Origin of the sequence: Phyllobacterium calauticae (genome assembly GCF_019991125.1) — a bacterium.
GTDB classification, from domain to species: domain Bacteria; phylum Pseudomonadota; class Alphaproteobacteria; order Rhizobiales; family Rhizobiaceae; genus Phyllobacterium; species Phyllobacterium calauticae.
Map to the genome: position 1 here is coordinate 169,861 of NZ_JAGENB010000002.1, position 16,654 is coordinate 186,514.

General features: G+C 60.2%; 16 protein-coding genes. 7 read left to right on the forward strand and 9 right to left on the reverse strand.

All coding sequences use genetic code 11. From position 1 onward, the window contains the following. Positions 1-273 precede the first annotated feature (273 nt). The 6 genes from J1W56_RS06795 (at position 274) to J1W56_RS06820 (ending at position 7,821) form a co-directional block, all read left to right on the forward strand. The gene (locus J1W56_RS06795) at positions 274-2,124 is read left to right on the forward strand and encodes an ABC transporter ATP-binding protein (RefSeq protein ID WP_223612569.1); all 1,851 of its coding nucleotides are present in this window, start codon (positions 274-276) and stop codon (positions 2,122-2,124) included. Between the two features lie 179 nt (positions 2,125-2,303). After that, a complete protein-coding gene (locus tag J1W56_RS06800; protein ID WP_223612570.1) occupies positions 2,304-4,154 on the forward strand; it encodes an ABC transporter ATP-binding protein in 1,851 nt (616 codons plus the stop codon). Positions 4,155-4,389: 235 nt separating this feature from the next. Beyond that, positions 4,390-4,953, forward strand: coding sequence for a ubiquinol-cytochrome c reductase iron-sulfur subunit (gene petA / locus J1W56_RS06805; protein WP_105732026.1), 564 nt, complete (start codon positions 4,390-4,392; stop codon positions 4,951-4,953). A gap of 21 nt (positions 4,954-4,974) precedes the next feature. After that, a complete protein-coding gene (locus tag J1W56_RS06810) occupies positions 4,975-6,273 on the forward strand; it encodes a cytochrome b (protein ID WP_223612571.1) in 1,299 nt (432 codons plus the stop codon). Positions 6,274-6,293: 20 nt separating this feature from the next. Beyond that, positions 6,294-7,163, forward strand: a complete 870-nt coding sequence (locus J1W56_RS06815) for a cytochrome c1 (protein WP_105732028.1) — start codon at positions 6,294-6,296, stop codon at positions 7,161-7,163. A gap of 112 nt (positions 7,164-7,275) precedes the next feature. Further along, positions 7,276-7,821: an adenine phosphoribosyltransferase gene (locus tag J1W56_RS06820; RefSeq protein WP_223612572.1), complete on the forward strand. Its 546-nt coding sequence runs from the start codon at positions 7,276-7,278 to the stop codon at positions 7,819-7,821. Between the two features lie 20 nt (positions 7,822-7,841). Here J1W56_RS06820 and J1W56_RS06825 read toward each other — a convergent pair whose 3' ends face one another. From J1W56_RS06825 to J1W56_RS06845, 5 genes are read right to left on the reverse strand one after another with little or no spacing between them, the layout of a single operon-like run. Then, positions 7,842-8,312 carry a MaoC family dehydratase gene (locus J1W56_RS06825; protein WP_223612573.1) on the reverse strand — a complete coding sequence of 157 codons (471 nt, stop codon included), beginning with the start codon at positions 8,310-8,312 and terminating at the stop codon, positions 7,842-7,844. Beyond that, positions 8,309-8,779: a MaoC family dehydratase gene (locus J1W56_RS06830; protein ID WP_223612574.1), complete on the reverse strand. Its 471-nt coding sequence runs from the start codon at positions 8,777-8,779 to the stop codon at positions 8,309-8,311. Before J1W56_RS06830 ends, J1W56_RS06825 begins: the two co-directional genes overlap by 4 nt. 50 nt (positions 8,780-8,829) lie before the next feature. Beyond that, positions 8,830-9,933, reverse strand: a complete 1,104-nt coding sequence (ychF, locus tag J1W56_RS06835) for a redox-regulated ATPase YchF (RefSeq protein ID WP_223612575.1) — start codon at positions 9,931-9,933, stop codon at positions 8,830-8,832. Between the two features lie 12 nt (positions 9,934-9,945). Beyond that, positions 9,946-10,659, reverse strand: coding sequence for an aminoacyl-tRNA hydrolase (gene pth, locus J1W56_RS06840; protein WP_223612576.1), 714 nt, complete (start codon positions 10,657-10,659; stop codon positions 9,946-9,948). Positions 10,660-10,685: 26 nt separating this feature from the next. After that, entirely contained in the window at positions 10,686-11,324 is a 639-nt protein-coding gene (locus J1W56_RS06845; protein ID WP_223612577.1) for a 50S ribosomal protein L25/general stress protein Ctc, read from the reverse strand. A gap of 272 nt (positions 11,325-11,596) precedes the next feature. Here J1W56_RS06845 and chrA point away from each other — a divergent pair, with 272 nt between their 5' ends. After that, entirely contained in the window at positions 11,597-12,904 is a 1,308-nt protein-coding gene (gene chrA / locus J1W56_RS06850; RefSeq protein WP_223612578.1) for a chromate efflux transporter, read from the forward strand. Here chrA and J1W56_RS06855 read toward each other — a convergent pair. The 4 genes from J1W56_RS06855 to pgeF all read right to left on the reverse strand — a co-directional run bounded on the left by J1W56_RS06855 (position 12,901) and on the right by pgeF (position 16,641). Next, a complete protein-coding gene (locus J1W56_RS06855; RefSeq protein WP_223612579.1) occupies positions 12,901-13,833 on the reverse strand; it encodes a ribose-phosphate pyrophosphokinase in 933 nt (310 codons plus the stop codon). The two genes, chrA and J1W56_RS06855, sit on opposite strands and share 4 nt — an antisense overlap. A gap of 133 nt (positions 13,834-13,966) precedes the next feature. Next, complete coding sequence (locus J1W56_RS06860; protein ID WP_223612580.1) at positions 13,967-14,623, reverse strand: hypothetical protein; 657 nt, start codon at positions 14,621-14,623, stop codon at positions 13,967-13,969. 69 nt (positions 14,624-14,692) lie between these two features. After that, a complete protein-coding gene (locus J1W56_RS06865) occupies positions 14,693-15,844 on the reverse strand; it encodes a M24 family metallopeptidase (protein WP_223612581.1) in 1,152 nt (383 codons plus the stop codon). Then, a complete protein-coding gene (gene pgeF / locus J1W56_RS06870; protein ID WP_223612582.1) occupies positions 15,844-16,641 on the reverse strand; it encodes a peptidoglycan editing factor PgeF in 798 nt (265 codons plus the stop codon). The genes J1W56_RS06865 and pgeF overlap by 1 nt, the downstream gene beginning before the upstream one ends. Positions 16,642-16,654: the final 13 nt, after the last annotated feature.

Genomic DNA, 16,654 nt, shown 5'->3' on the forward strand with positions numbered 1-16,654 from the left:
GTCGATGACTGAATTTTTCCGACTTCTTCCAAACCGGATGGCTTCTCCCGATGAAGCCGTGCCCGGTGTCGTTGGCGGTCTTGTGTCTGTTCTTTCCGCGTAGTTTTTTTCCCTGACACAAGTCGCAATCGTCCCATGGTTGGCGTTTGCATGTTTGTCTTCTTCTGTTTCCATCATGCTCCGGCAACCCAAGCGCAGTAACCGCCACGCTGCGTCGGAATCATTTTCGTCTCGCATGTCATGCCGAGACCGTCGCCCGAAAGAGGTTTGATAATGTTTCGCTGGTTTGAAAAAAGGCTCGAGGCGTTTCCATCCGCCGAGCCCAGTGAGCCACCCAAGACACTGGTTGCATTCTGTTTGCACTACACGCGCGGCGTCTGGCCATGGCTCGCCGTCATGGCGGCGTGCACGGCATCGATCGCCGTCCTTGAAGTGTCGATGTATGCCTTCATGGGCAATGTCGTCGACTGGCTGTCCAGCCAGTCGCGCGAAACCTTCATTGCGCAGGAAGGCTGGAAGCTTGCATTGCTTGCCGGCGTCGTGCTGATCGTCATGCCCGGTATCGTGCTGCTCGACTCGCTGGTCATTCACCAGACCCTTTTGAGCAATTACCCCATGCGCATCCGCTGGATGGTGCATCGCTATGTCGTCCGCCAGTCCATGACGTTCTTCCAGGACGAGTTTGCCGGGCGGATTTCCACCAAGCTGATGCAGACATCGCTCGCCGTGCGCGAAGCGGTGATGAAGCTGCTCGACGTCTTGAACTATGTGATCGTCTATTTCAGCGGCACGCTGATCATCGCCGCCGCTGCCGATCTGCGTCTCATGATACCGTTCCTGATCTGGCTGGCCGCCTATGTCGGGCTGATGTGGTATTTCATCCCGAAGCTGCAGGTGGCGTCCAAGGCGCAGGCGGATTCGCGCTCGTCGATGACCGGCCGTATCGTCGACAGCTACACGAACATCGCCACGGTCAAGCTCTTCTCCCATTCCAAGCGGGAAGAGAACTATGCCCGCGAGGGAATGGAGGAGTTCCTGTCCACCGCCTATACGCAGATGCGCATGGTGACGGGATTCCATGTCACGCTCTATGCGATGAACTGCCTCCTGTTGTTCTCGGTGAGCAGCATCGCGATCTGGCTGTGGCTCGGTTCGGCCATCTCCGTTGGCGCCGTGGCCGTGGGTATCGGCCTTGTGCTGCGTCTCAACGGCATGTCGCAATGGATCATGTGGGAAATGTCGGCGCTGTTCGAGAATATCGGAACGGTGGAAGACGGTATTACCTCCATCTCGCTGCCGCGCCTTGTCACCGATGTCCCCAAGGCGCCGGAACTGGCCGTCAGCGCCGGTGCGATCCGCTTCGAGGCTATCGGTTTCCACTACGGCAAGGGTGCGGGCGTCATCGACAGGTTGTCCCTCGACATCCGTCCTGGCGAAAAGATCGGGCTGGTCGGACGGTCTGGTGCGGGCAAGTCGACGCTCGTCAACCTGCTCCTGCGGTTCTACGATCTGGAGAGCGGCCGTATCACCATCGATGGCCAGGATATCGCCAAGGTGAAGCAGGACTCGCTGCGCGAGCATATCGGCATGATCACGCAGGATACCTCGCTGCTGCACCGCTCCATCCGCGACAACGTGCTGTATGGCAGGCCCGATGCTTCGGAAGAGCTGATGCGCCAGGCCGTGCAGAATGCGCAGGCGGAGGCGTTCATCGAGGCGGCGTCCGATCCCAAGGGACGGCGCGGGTTCGATGCGCATGTGGGCGAGCGGGGCGTCAAGCTCTCGGGCGGCCAGCGCCAGCGTATCGCCATTGCCCGGGTCATGCTCAAGGACGCGCCGATTCTCATCATGGACGAGGCGACCTCCGCGCTTGATTCGGAAGTGGAAGCGGCCATCCAGGACAATCTTTACCGGCTGATGCAGGGAAAGACGGTCATTGCCATCGCGCACCGCCTGTCCACCATTGCGGCGCTCGACCGTCTCGTGGTGATGGACAAGGGCAGGATTGTGGAAAGCGGCAGCCATGAGGAATTGATTGCCGCCGACGGCATCTACGCCAACCTCTGGGCCCGGCAGTCCGGTGGCTTCCTCGGGCTGGATGACGAGCAGGAAGCGGCGGAATAGCTGCCTTCAACAGTCCCGCTGCACCAATGCTTCCCGGTTCCGCCGGGGAGCATTTTTCTTTGCCGGGAAATATCTGAATGAACTTTAATTTGACCGGCGAGGGGACTCGCTCAAGAGTATTCTTTCAGTCGCGCGCTGCACGTCTGACCCTGAAAGGCTGCTGATCCGATGTGCACCGCATGAGAAATATCTTCCGTCTGTTCGAAAGCTGGATCGATCCTTACGCCGCACCGCCGGCGGATCATGTCCCGTCGCGGCCGTTCCCGTTCATCTGGTTCTATGTGCGGCAGGCCAAGGCCGCGTTCTTCGCGGTGCTGGTGCTGGGCGGGCTGGTCGCTTTGACGGAAGCGGGCCTGTTCTGGTTTCTCGGCGGGCTCGTCGATATTCTGGCATCGGTCAACCCGGCAAAGGGCTGGCAAGGCCTGATGCAGGATCACGGCACGCCGCTCCTTCTGATGCTGGCGGGTGTCCTGATCGCCCGGACGATTGTCCTGACGCTGTCTGCGCTGGTCGAGGAGCAGACCGTTGTGCCTGGTTTCTTCAATCTGGTGCGCTGGCAGGCGCATCTGCACACCTATCGCCAGAGCCTCGCCTTCTTCCAGAATGACTTTTCCGGGCGCATCGTCACCAAGGTCTGGGCGACCGGGCAGGCGGTCGGCGATTTCATGATGACGCTTCTGCAGGCCATCTGGATCTGCATCGTCTACAGCGTCACCACCATCGCGCTGATCGGCGACCTTGACTGGCGGCTGGCGACGATCGTCATCGGCTGGCTCGCTGTGTTCAGCCTGATCGCCCGCTATTTCCTGCCGCGCGTGCGCCGGGCTGCGGCGGAAACCGCCGAAGCGAGTTCCGTTGTCACCGGGCGGCTGGTCGATGGTTACAGCAATATCCAGACGCTCAAGCTGTTCGGCAGTGCGGAACGCGACGACGCCTATATGCGGCAGGGCATGCAGCGCTGGCTCGATGCCATCATTCCGCTGACGCGCGGCCTGAGCGGCATCCGCATTGCGCTCGGCGCAACCAGCGGTGTGATGATCTGCGCCGTGGCGATTGTTTCCATCGATCTGTGGTTGAAGTCGGAAATATCGCCCGGTGCAATCGCCTTCACCCTCGGCCTTGTCCTGCGGTTGAGCATGCTGCTGGGACGGACCATGGCCAACCTCAACGGTCTCCTGCGCAATTACGGTACCATCCAGAATTCGATGGAACTGCTGGCGCGGCCGGTCACCGTTGTCGACAAACCCGGTGCAGCACAGCTTGCGGTACCCGCAGGCGCCATCCGTTTCGACAATGTGCAGTTTCACTATGACCGCTCGAAGCCGGTCTTCGACAATCTGTCGCTGAACATTCTTCCCGGCGAAAAGGTCGGTCTTGTCGGACGTTCCGGTGCGGGCAAGTCCACCCTGGTCAACCTGCTCCTGCGCTTCTACGACGTGCAGGCCGGGCGCATTCTGATCGACGGACAGGACATTGCGGAGGTAACGCAGGACTCGCTGCGCGCGCATATCGGCATGGTAACCCAGGACACCTCGCTGTTGCATCGCTCCGTGCGCGACAACATCCTGTATGGCCGTCCCGGGGCATCCGATGAACTGATGCGGCAGGCTGTGGAGAATGCGCAGGCCGACACCTTCATTGCCGCCTTGACCGATCCCAAGGGCAGGCGGGGCTTCGATGCCCATGTGGGCGAACGCGGTGTCAAGCTGTCCGGCGGCCAGCGGCAGCGCATCGCCATCGCGCGGGTCATGCTGAAGGACGCACCGATTCTCATTCTCGACGAGGCGACGTCCGCGCTCGATTCGGAAGTGGAAGCGGCGATACAGGACAATCTCTACCGGCTGATGCGCGGCAAAACCGTCATCGCCATCGCGCACCGCCTGTCGACCATCGCTGCGCTCGACCGGCTTGTGGTCATGGATGGCGGACGCATTGTCGAGAGCGGCAGCCACGACGCGCTGATCGCCGCCAACGGGCTCTACGCCGGACTTTGGGCGCGCCAATCCGGCGGCTTTATCGGGCGCCTGTGAGGCCGCTGCGAAAATGCAAACAGATTCATGGCCAAAGAGTGGAAAAGGTGTGGCGACTTATCCCTGCGACATCCTGCCCTTGTGGCTCTGTCAGGCTGGACAAGCTCATGCGACATGCTTAGAAACCACGCAATATGCTGGGGAATCCGCGAGGCTCATTCTATGGGCCAGTCGTGTATTGTGGTGACAAAGTGGACTCTCCTGCTGCGTTGTTATTCGGAAAGGAACAGGCCCCGTGAGCGCACACGATACGACCGAGCCGACACGGCGTGACTTCCTCTATATTGCGACAGGTATGGCCGGTGTGGTCGGAGCGGGAGCCTTTGCATGGCCCTTCATCGACCAGATGAGACCGGACGCATCCACGCTGGCAGTCTCGTCCATCGAAGTTGATGTTTCAGCGCTGACACCGGGCATGTCCCTGACGGTCAAATGGCGCGGTAAACCCGTTTTCATTCGCAATCGTACGCCGAAGGAAATCGAGGATGCCAAAAACGTCCAGCTGAGCCAGCTCAAGGATCCGATTGCGCGCAACGCCAATCTGCCGAGCGATGCCCAAGCGACCGATGCGGATCGCGGTGCAGGCAAGGGAAAGGAAAACTGGCTGGTCATGATCGGCGTGTGCACCCATCTGGGTTGCATTCCGCTCGGGCAGCAGGGGGATTTCGGCGGCTGGTTCTGCCCATGCCACGGCTCGCAATACGATACTGCCGGGCGCATCCGTTCCGGTCCCGCACCGGAAAACCTGCCCGTCCCGCCACTTTCATTCATTTCCGACACCGTCATCAAGATCGGCTAAGGTTCCAGGGGGAGACACGACATGAGCGGTGGACATTCATCCTATACGCCGAACACAGGTATCGAAAAATGGGTCGATGCGCGACTTCCGTTGCCGCGTCTGATCTATGATTCATTCGTTGCCTATCCTGTTCCGCGCAATCTCAACTACGCCTATGCCTTCGGTGGCATCCTGGCGATCATGCTGGTGGCGCAGATCATCACCGGTGTCGTTCTGGCCATGCATTATGCGGCTGAGACGGGACTGGCATTCAACTCCGTTGAAAAGATCATGCGCGACGTGAATTCGGGCTGGCTGCTGCGCTACCTGCATTCCAACGGCGCATCGATGTTCTTCCTTGCGGTCTGGGTGCATATTTTCCGCGGGCTCTATTACGGTTCCTACAAGGCGCCGCGCGAGCTGTTGTGGATTCTCGGCGTGATCATCCTTCTCCTGATGATGGCGACCGCCTTCATGGGCTACGTCCTGCCCTGGGGCCAGATGTCCTTCTGGGGTGCAACCGTCATCACCGGCTTCTTCACGGCGTTTCCGATCATCGGCGATCCGATCCAGCAGCTGCTGCTCGGCGGTTTTGCCGTGGATAATCCGACCCTCAACCGCTTCTTCTCGCTGCATTACCTGCTGCCCTTCATGATTGCCGGTGTTGTTATCCTGCACGTCTGGGCCCTGCACGTGACCGGCCAGACCAACCCGACCGGTATTGAAGTCAAGTCGAAGACGGACACGGTGGCGTTCACACCCTATGCAACCATCAAGGATGCATTTGCGCTGTCGCTCTTCCTGATCCTCTTTGCCTATTTCGTCTTCTACATGCCGAACTACATGGGCCATCCGGACAACTACATCCCGGCTGACTCGCTGAAGACGCCAGCCCACATCGTTCCCGAATGGTACTTCCTGCCGTTCTACGCGATGCTGCGCGCCATCACCTTCAACATCGGACCGATCAACTCGAAGCTCGGCGGTGTTCTGACCATGTTCGGCTCGATCGCGATCCTGTTCGTTGTGCCATGGCTCGATACATCGAAGGTGCGTTCGGCCGTCTATCGCCCCTGGTACAAGCTGTTCTTCTGGATCTTCGTTGCCAATGCCATCATGCTCGGCTGGCTCGGTTCGCGTCCTGCCGAAGGCATCTACACGATCCTTTCGCAGCTCGGCACAGCCTTCTACTTCGGCTTCTTCATCATCATCATGCCGTTGCTCGGCCTGATCGAAACGCCGCGCCGCATACCAAACTCGATTACCGAAGCTGTGCTTGCCAAGACCAAGAGCGGCGGTCAGCCCGCGGGTGTTGCGGCGGCTCCGGAAACCAAAGGCTGAGAAACGTGAAGGACTCTCCGATGAAAAAAATCCTCCTCGGTCTCGCAGCTGCCGGTCTCGGTACCATGCTGGCTTTCGGCGGCGGTGCGTTTGCGGAAGAAGCAGCCCACAATGCCGCTGAGCCGACGCACTTCCCGATCAAGCATCCGGAACAGATGAAGTGGTCCTTCGCCGGCCCCTTCGGCACCTATGACAAGCAGCAGCTTCAGCGCGGTCTGAAGATCTACAAGGAAGTCTGCTCTGCCTGTCATTCGATGAAGCTGGTGGCTTTCCGTTCGCTTTCGGAACTTGGTTACAGCGAAGCGCAGGTCAAGGCATTCGCCGCGGAATATGAAGTGAAGGACGGCCCCAATGCGGAAGGTGAGATGTTCACCCGCAAGGCTATTCCGGCCGATCATTTCCCGGCGCCGTTCGCCAATGAACAGGCAGCGGCTGCCGCCAACAATGGTGCCGCTCCGCCCGACTTCTCGCTGATCGCCAAGGCCCGTGCTGTCGAGCGCGGCTTCCCGCAGTTCCTGATTGATATCTTCTGGGGACAGTATCAGGAAGGCGGACCGGACTATATTCACGCGCTGCTGACAGGCTTCGGCGAAACACCGCCGGAAGGCATGAAGATCCCCGAGGGAACGCACTACAACCCTTACTTCATCGCCGCAAAGTCACTGGCCATGGCCCAGCCGTTGCAGGATGGCCAGGTGACCTATGATGACGGTTCGCCGCAGACACTGGCGCAGTATTCGAAGGACGTATCGGCATTCCTGATGTGGGCCGCTGAACCGCACCTGGAAGACCGCAAGAAGACCGGCTTCCGCGTCATGATCTTCCTTGTTCTGTTTGCGGGTCTTCTCTACGTCGCCAAGCGCCGTATCTGGGCCGACATCGAACATTGATCGGCTCTGACTATATCTGATCCGGAAAGGGCGCCTTGCGCCCTTTTCTTTTGCGGTGGTGGTCTATTAAACTGCACCGCTGTGCGCCTTGCAGGCACAAAGGAGTGACGACATGGATTCGACGCTGAAGCAGACGCTGGTGGATGCCATTCGGAATATCCCCGATTACCCCAAACCCGGCGTCATGTTTCGCGACATCACGACCCTGCTTGGCAATGCACGCGCCTTTCGCCGGGCCGTCGATGAACTGGTCCATCCCTATGCGGGCGGCAAGGTCGACAAGGTTGCCGGCGTGGAAGCGCGCGGCTTCATCATCGGCGGCGCCATGGCGCACCAGCTGTCCTCCGGTTTCGTGCCGATCCGCAAGAAGGGCAAGCTGCCGCATGACACGGTGCGCATTGCCTACAGCCTGGAATATGGCGTCGATGAAATGGAGATGCACCGGGATGCCATCGTGCCGGGCGAGAAGGTCATTCTCGTCGATGACCTGATCGCAACGGGCGGCACGGCCGAAGCTGCGGTGAAACTGTTGCAGCAGATGGGCGCCGATATTGTCAGCGCCTGCTTCATCATCGATCTGCCTGATCTGGGCGGGCGCAGGAAGCTCGAAGCGCTCGGCGTCAACGTGCGCACGCTCGTCGCCTATGAAGGCGACTGAGGGCCTTCTGCGGCCCCTTACTAGGCTAACCCTATCAACGCGGCGCTGTTGAACTCCAGAACCTTCTGCTCGTTCTGGTTATAGGCCGCGGACGACATCTGCATCATCGCCCAGCCGGGGCGCGATTGCAGCGCGCGAAACCCGTTCAGCGTCCGGGTGAAGCGGATCGTGTCCCCGGCATAAACAGGCTTCAGCCATTTCAGGTTTTCAAAGCCGGGCGATGGGCCGAATTGCGGCGGCGTTTCGCCCCGCTCCATGGCTGCCTTGATCTGGCGTTTCATGTCCTCGACATTCAGCCGCATCCAAATGGCCGTCGTATGCCAGCCGGAGGCGCACAGTGCCCCGAAATTGCTGTGTTTGGCCGCTTCCGGATCGACGTGGAAACGCTGCGGATCGTACTTCCTGGCAAAGGTGACGATCTCTTCCGCGGTGAATGTGTGCGTGCCGAGATCGTATTCGATCCCGATAAGGGCGGTGAGGGCTGTGCTCATGCTGCGGCGGGCTCCCGCAATGTGAACATGCCGGTGTTCTGCAGTTCGCAGACCACTTCGCCATGCTGGTTGGAGATGGCGTGGTGCAGCACGATGAAGCCGAGGTCCGGCTTGGATTTGGATACGCGCCGTTCGATGACCGTGCTCTTGCCGGTCAGCGTGTCCCCGGCAAGAACCGGCTTTTTCCACTTGGCGTAGTCGATACCCGGCGCACCCTGCGATGTGGAATCGAGGAGATAGGCATCGCACATCATGCGCATGAACATGGAAACCGTGTGCCAGCCGGAGGCGGCAAGGCCGCCAAGGATGCTGGCTTTTCCGGCAGCCTCGTCCAGATGGAAGGGCTGGGGATCGAACTGGGTGGCGAAATCGATGATTTCACCGGCTTCGACGGATTTCGCGGGGAGCAGCCATTCGCTGCCGACCGTGAAATCCTCATAGGCATATCGGGGATTGTAGTCGCTCATGCCACCATAATAGGCATGAGCGCTTTTGGTTCAAGAGGCAGAAGCGCGTCTTATGTGTTGAAACGGAACAGCATGATATCGCCGTCCTGCACCACATATTCCTTGCCTTCGTCGCGCGCCTTGCCGGCTTCCTTGGCGGCGACTTCGCCGCCGAGGGTGACATAGTCATTATAGGCGATGGTCTGCGCGCGGATGAAGCCGCGCTCGAAATCCGTGTGGATGACGCCGGCGGCCTGCGGTGCCTTGGATCCGCGTTCAACGGTCCAGGCGCGGGCTTCCTTCGGTCCCACGGTGAAATAGGTGATCAGGTGCAGGAGCTTGTAACCGGCACGGATCAGGCGATCGAGACCGGGCTCGTCCAGGTTCATCGCGTCCAGATATTCCTTGGCCTCTTCATCGGGCAACTGTGCAACCTCGGCTTCGATGGCAGCGGAGATCGTCACTGTCTCGGCGCCCTGGGCCGTTGCCATTTCCTCGACGGCTTCCGTGTGTTCGTTGCCGGTTGCCGCATCGCTTTCGGCGACGTTGCAGACGTAGAGCACGGGCTTTGAGGTCAGGAGATTGAGGCCCTGCAGAATGAGGAGGTCGTCAGGCGCAATGCCGTTCAGCATGAAGCGGACGGGCTTGCCGCTCTGCAAAAGCGAGAGCGCCTGCTCCATGACGGGAAGAACAGTGAGTGCTTCCTTGTCCTTGACGCCGGCGCGCTTGCGGAACTGCACGATGCGGCGCTCAAGGCTGTCAAGGTCGGAAAGCATCAGTTCTGTTTCGACGGTTTCCGCGTCGGAAACGGGATCGATCCGGCCTTCCACGTGGGTGATGTCGTCATCTTCAAAACAGCGCAGCACGTGCACCACGGCGTCAACTTCGCGGATGTTGGCGAGGAACTGGTTGCCGAGGCCTTCGCCCTTGGACGCGCCGCGCACGAGGCCGGCGATATCGACAAAGCTGATACGGGTCGGGACGATGTTGGCCGATTTGCCGATCTTGGCGATGGCCTGCAGGCGCGGATCAGGCACGGCAACTTCGCCGGTGTTCGGCTCGATGGTGCAGAACGGATAGTTCGCAGCCTGTGCGGCAGCTGTCTTGGTCAAGGCGTTGAAAAGCGTCGATTTGCCGACATTGGGCAAGCCAACGATGCCGCATTTGAAACCCATAATCTGCGATCCTTATTCTTTCTTGCCGAAGAGCTTGTTCAGCATGTCGGCCATCGGGCCGGTTTTTGGAATGTTGACGTTCGGCTTGGCCGGACGCGCCTGCCGGATATGGCTTTGACCCGCCGGTTTTGCAACCGGATTCGGCTCGCTCCTGTGGCCGCTGCCGGTGGCGAGCGCCACACGGTTCATGAACCCGGCATCGTCCTTGTTGACGAGCAAACCCGTATTGTCGGCGATGGCCCCGAGAATGGGTTCAACCCATTCCCCGTCCGCCTTGGAAAAATTGCCGAGGACATGGTGTGTCACCATCTCCTTGACGCCGGGATGACCGATCCCGACACGAATGCGCCGGTAGTCCTTGCCGCAATGGGCATCGATGGACTTGATGCCGTTGTGCCCGCCCGAACCGCCGCCCGTCTTCACGCGCAGCTTGCCCGGCGGCAGGTCCAGTTCGTCATAGATGACGACGAGATCGCCCAGCGCCAGCTTGTAGAAGCGCATGGCCTCGCCAACGGACTGGCCGGACAGATTCATGAACGTCTGGGGTTTGATCAGAATGACCTTTTCGCCGTCGATCGTGCCGTCGGCGATCAGGGCCTGGAACTTCTTGGTCCAGGGAGAAAAACGATGGCGACGGTGTATTTCATCCGCCGCCATGAAACCGATATTATGCCGGTTTGCAGCATATTGGGAGCCGGGATTGCCAAGACCTGCGATGAGCAGCACGGTGCCATAGCTCCCAATAGAGACGATTACTCGCCGTCTTTTTCTGCCGTTTCAGTGGTCTCGGCTGCTGCCTCAACGGTCTCGTCTTCTGCAGCGAGAACAGCCGGAGCGGCAATCGTGGCAATGGTGAAGTCACGATCGTGGATAACCGACGTTACGCCCTTCGGCAGTGTAACAGCGGAAATGTGGATCGAGTCACCGATCTGCAGGCCGGTCAGATCGATTTCGATCGCATCCGGAATTGCATTTGCCGGGGCATGCAGTTCGACATCGTGACGAACGATGTTGAGAACGCCGCCGCGCTTGATGCCTGGGGACAGTTCTTCGTTGAGGAAGTGAACAGGGACGTTCACGTTCACAACCGACTTTGCCGACACGCGCAGGAAGTCAACATGCACTGGCTTGTCGCTGACCGGATCGAGCTGGAAGTCCTTGGGAAGGACCTGAATGGTCTTGCCATCCAGCTGGATGTTCGCGATCGTCGTCTTGAAGCCGCCGCCGTGAATCTTGTAGTAGAGTGTCTTGTAGTCGAGGGTAATCGAGATTGGTGCCTGCTTGTCACCATAGATGACTGCTGGCACTTTACCGTTGCGGCGAATTTCCCGGGAGGACCCCTTACCAACCCGTTCGCGCGCCTCGGCCTTGAGCTCGTATGCTTCGCTCATGGCATTTCCTTTCGAGGTTCAAATCTGGAGTGTTTTCCGGGTTGTCTGCAAAGAAAGCCCAAAAAACATGAAGCGGTCGCATGGCCATCCGGAACCGGATGAAATGACCGCCCCATTCCGCGTTGCCTCCAAGGGTGTCTACGCGGATGGCGGCTCTATAACGGAAAGAGACGCCATGTGCAAGTTTGTTGCTTGACCGGTATGCCGGGAAAGTCTGTCATTCCACCGTCACAGGCGCTGTTTAGGGCGGGACAACGGAACAGGGACGGGCGATGGCCGGGACAATAGCGCTGGAACAGCAAAAAATCGAGGCGCGCGACGCGTTTTATACCTTCGGCAAGATCGGCCTTCTGTCCTTCGGCGGTCCGGCCGGGCAGATCGCGATGATGCACCGTGTGCTGGTCGATGAAAAGCAGTGGATCAGTGAGGAACGCTTCCTGCATGCGTTGAATTTCTGCATGCTGCTGCCTGGTCCCGAAGCGATGCAGCTTGCCACCTATCTCGGCTGGCTGTTTCACGGGGTGAGGGGCGGTGTTGTCGCCGGGCTTCTGTTTATCGTGCCGGGCGCGTGCGTGATGCTGGCGCTGTCGGCGCTCTATGTCAGTTTCGGGCAGGTTCCCGTCGTCGAAGGGTTGCTGTTCGGTCTGAAAGCGGCCGTGCTGGCGATTGTACTCGAGGCCCTGATCAAGGTCGGCAAGCGTGCCCTGACCGACTATCCCGCCTATGGCATCGCCGTTTGCGCATTTATCGCCATAGCCCTCATCAAGATGCCGTTTCCGCTGGTCATCCTGATCGCCGGGCTTTTCGGTTTCGCGCGCTATCGCCTGACCAACAGAGTGTCCCCGTCATTGCCGGACAGAACCATTGCCGAACCCGCGGCGCGCGGCGCTTTCCAGTCCGCCCTGGTGTGGACCGTGCTCTGGCTGGGGCCGCTTGCGCTCTTGCTGGCCGGGCTGGGGCAAAGCAATGTCTTTGCCGCCGAAGCAGCCTTCTTCTCCAAGATGGCCGTCGTCACCTTCGGCGGCGCCTATGCGGTGCTGGCTTATGTGGCGCAGCAGGCGGTGGACTATTACGGCTGGCTGAAGCCTGACGAAATGCTCACCGGGCTGGGGCTGGCTGAAACCACGCCCGGACCGCTCATCCTGGTGCTGGCCTTTGTCGGTTTCGTCGGCGGCGCGCGCCTGTCCGGCTTCGATCCGCTCACCGGCGGGCTGCTCGGCGGGCTGACGGCGCTGTGGTTCACCTTCGCGCCATGTTTTCTCTGGATTTTTGCCGGTGCGCCGTTTGTCGAGCGGCTGCGCCACGTCGGTTGGCTGAAAGCATCGCTCGCAGCCATCACAGCCGCCGTCGTCGGTGTCATCGCCAATCTTGCCGTATGGTTCGGCCTGCACGTGCTGTTTGGTGCGTTTCAGGAAAGGCTGGTTGGGCCGCTGCATCTGCCGGTACTGGACCTCGCCGCCTTTGACTGGGCGGCGGCAGCCATAGCGTCAGGAGCGGCAGTCGCATTGATTGCGCTGCGCTTCAACATGCTTGTTGTGCTGGGACTGGCAGCGCTGGCCGGAATTGCGCTCCGGCTCTAGTCGAACAGGCTGGAAACCGATTCTTCCGAGGCTGTGCGCGAAACCGCTTCGCCGATCAGATCGGAAATCGACAGAACACGGATATTGTGCGCCGCTTCGATGGCCGGTGTCGGCTGGATGGAGTCGGTGATCACCAGTTCCTTCAGCTTCGAGCCGGCAATACGGGCGACCGCACCGCCGGAAAGCACGCCGTGGGTGATATAGGCGGTGACGCTGGTGGCACCCTTGGCAAGAAGCGCTTCGGCCGCGTTGCACAGCGTGCCGCCGGAATCGACGATATCGTCGAACAGCAGGCAATCTTTGCCGGTGACTTCACCGATAACGTTCATGACTTCCGATTCACCGGGACGGTCGCGGCGCTTGTCGACGATGGCAAGCTGCGCGTCGATGCGCTTGGCCAGCGAACGGGCACGAACCACACCGCCGACGTCGGGCGAGACGACCATGACATTCGATGTGCCGTAATGGGCGCGGACATCGCGGGCGATGACCGGAACGGCATAGAGGTTGTCGGTCGGAATATCGAAGAAGCCCTGGATCTGGCCGGCGTGCAGATCGAGCGTCAGCACGCGGTTTGCACCGGCTTCGGTGATCAGATTGGCAACCAGCTTGGCGGAGATCGGGGTGCGCGGACCGGGCTTGCGGTCCTGGCGGGCATAGCCGAAATAGGGAAGGACAGCGGTGATGCGCTTTGCCGAGGACCGGCGGAAGGCATCGATCATGATGAGCAGTTCCATCAGGTGATCATTGGCCGGGAAGGACGTCGACTGCATGACGAAGACATCTTCGCCGCGCACGTTTTCCTGGATCTCGACAAATATCTCCTCGTCGGCGAAGCGCCGGACGCTGGCCTTTCCAAGCGGAATATTGAGATATTTGGCGACAGATTCAGCGAGAACGCGATTGGAATTGCCCGCGAATAGTTTCATGCCCGTATTTTCCCCGGTGCCAGCCAAGTGAAGGATATGCCGGGCCTTTTACTGTGCCTGACGCACATTGCAAGCGGGCAGGGCAGATTCATGCACAGTTCCTCGCTAATATCGCGTCAAACGCGTAAATATGTCACGTCTTGGCGCCGGATACCCATTTCAGATAGCCGTCGATTGCCTTGTCGGCGATTGATTCCATCACCTTCGGAGGCACGGTGCTCCAAGGGTCAGTTCCGTTGCCGGGGACGATTTCCTGTCCCTGGATACGGTGAAGCCGGGTTCCCGCGGGGTCGAGCACGTCCCAGACATAGATGATCGTCGTCTGGTTGCCGTCGGGCAGGGCGGAGAAGTAGCCCTTCATGATATGCGTGTTGTCGGTATCGGCGGCCGTACCCAGAACGATGCCCTTGGCCTTGGCCAGCGCCGAGAGCCGTTGCGACAAGGGTGTGGCGGCGGCAATCGGCGCGCCGACGATCGGGGCGAAACGCAGTTTTGCCGTGCGGGACACACCCGGCTGCGCGGCGCCCGATGCAACGGCGGTGCCAGCGGACGTTGCGGTTCCCGGTTGCGGCGTTGCTGCGGGTGTCCCTGGCGCCGTGGCCGTCGGCGTCGCGGTGGTCACCGTTGCCGGGGCTGCGCCCGGCGTGACCGTTCCCGGCGCTGCAGCTGTGCCTTGCGCTGCCGGAAGGTCTTTCTTTGTCACGCCCATCGGCGATTCGGCGCTGTTGCAGGCACTGAGGCCAAGAGCCGCCAGCGCCGCACAGGTATAGGTCAGTGATTTGCGAGACATCATCTTTGGTCTAACCCCATCATGAGCCATAGTTGTGCCATCTCGAAAAAACGAAAGCTGACAAAAGTTTTATTTTACGATCAAGTCAAGAGGTTGGCGCGAAAGTGGCTCGGCAGCGCCATTGGTCGTGAGGTAGGTCCGTCCCAATGTCATGGCCGTACCGCTGTCGGAATCCATGATGATCATATGGGCAAAAAGCGTCATGTCGGGCTGTATCCGCTCCGGATTGCCGGCATAGAACATCGGCATGTCCATCCATGAGGGTGTGAAGCGCGCGCCTTGCGAATAGCCACAGGCATTGAGCCGGTGCCGCGTCAGGTCATGCGCCTCCATCACTCGGGAATGCGCGTCAAAGACATCACCGAAAGTTGATGCCGGAGTCATCGCCTCTTCAACTGCCTCGAGCGCCTCGCGGGCCGCGTCGTAGAGCTCCAGATGGCGTTTCGACGCCTTGCCGGTCAAAACGGTGCGCATCATTGCCGCGTGGTAATGGCGGTAGACACCGGCCCATTCCAGCGTGAGCTGGTCGTTTTTCGTGAGCTTGCGCCGCCCGGCCTTGTACCGGCACAGCAGGGCATCTTCGCCCGAACCGACGATGAATTCGTTGGCAGGGTAATCGCCGCCGCCGGCAAAGATGGCGCCCTGCATGGCCGCGAGGATATCGCCTTCGTCGGCACCGGCCTTGATGAGCTTCAACGCTGCATCCAGCGCCTCGTCGCCAAGTTCGGCCGCCTTGCGGCTATAGGCGATTTCAGCCGGGCTTTTCAGCACGCGCAGCCTGTCGACAAGACCGGATGCGTCGACGATCTGGCCAAAGGCAGCGAGTTGCTCATCGAGCTTGCGGCCATTGGCGGCGGTCAGGCCGTGGGTCTGGTATTCGACGCCGATGCGTTTGCCGAGCAGGTCGAGATCGTTGAGGAGTTCGCGCAAATCCGCTGCCGGATTGGCATTGTCGCGGTCGGCCCAGATCACGATGTTTTCGATGTTCGAGGTCTGGCGCGCCTGGCGCAAATCGGCCGAGCGGGTCATCAGCACCTGGCTGCCATCGGACTTGACGACGAGACACTGGAAGAAGCAGAAGCCGAACGTGTCATAGCCGGTCAGCCAGTACATGCTCTCCTGCGCGAAGAGCAGAATGGCATCCAGCTTCTGCTCGGCCATCACCATCATCAGGCGGTCGCGGCGTGCCGCAAATTCCTCGGGCTCGAAATGAAGGGCCATCATTGTTCCTCTAGAATGGTGATCGCCGAGATCTGGCGACCATAGTCCGGTTCCTTGCGATGGGTGGTGCGCCGGTAGGAGAAAAACTGGTCTTCCTCGGCATAGGTGCATTTCTCCAGTGCGGCGGCGTTCACCCCGGCATTGCGCAACCGCATGGTGATGAAAGCCCAGAGATCGAACATCTTGTGGTTTTCTTTGGCGGAGTCGCGGAAAAAACGGGTGTAGGACGGGTCGGTTCCGGTGAACTGATCATAGAATTCCGCGCCGACTTCGTAATTGTCGGGGCCGATCGTTGGTCCCAGCACCGCCTGGATGTTGTCGCGTTTCGCACCGAGCGCAATCATCGCGTCGATGGTGTTCTCCAATACCCCGCCAAGGGCGCCGCGCCAGCCCGCATGGGCCGCGCCGATGACTTTCTCATCGCGGTCGGCAAACAGGATCGGGCCGCAATCGGCCGACAGCGCACCGATGACAAGGCCGGGTGTCGCCGTCACCATGGCGTCGGCCTTGGGCCGCTCGCCGGTGAGAGGCGCCGTAACCGTGATGACGTCGGGCGAATGCACCTGATGCACGGTGACGAGATGGGAGATGTCGGCTCCCAGCGCGCTGGCCACGCGCCTGCGGTTTTCCCGAACATGGTCCTGGTTGTCGTTGGAGCCGCTGCCGACGTTCAATCCGGCGTAGATACCTGTGGAAACACCGCCGATACGGGTGAAGAACCCGTGAGCGATTCGATCTTTCTCGGGAGACCCCAGCAGGGAAGCGTGCAGCGCTACTGGTTTTTCAGACGTGATCATGCCGGATTGCTCT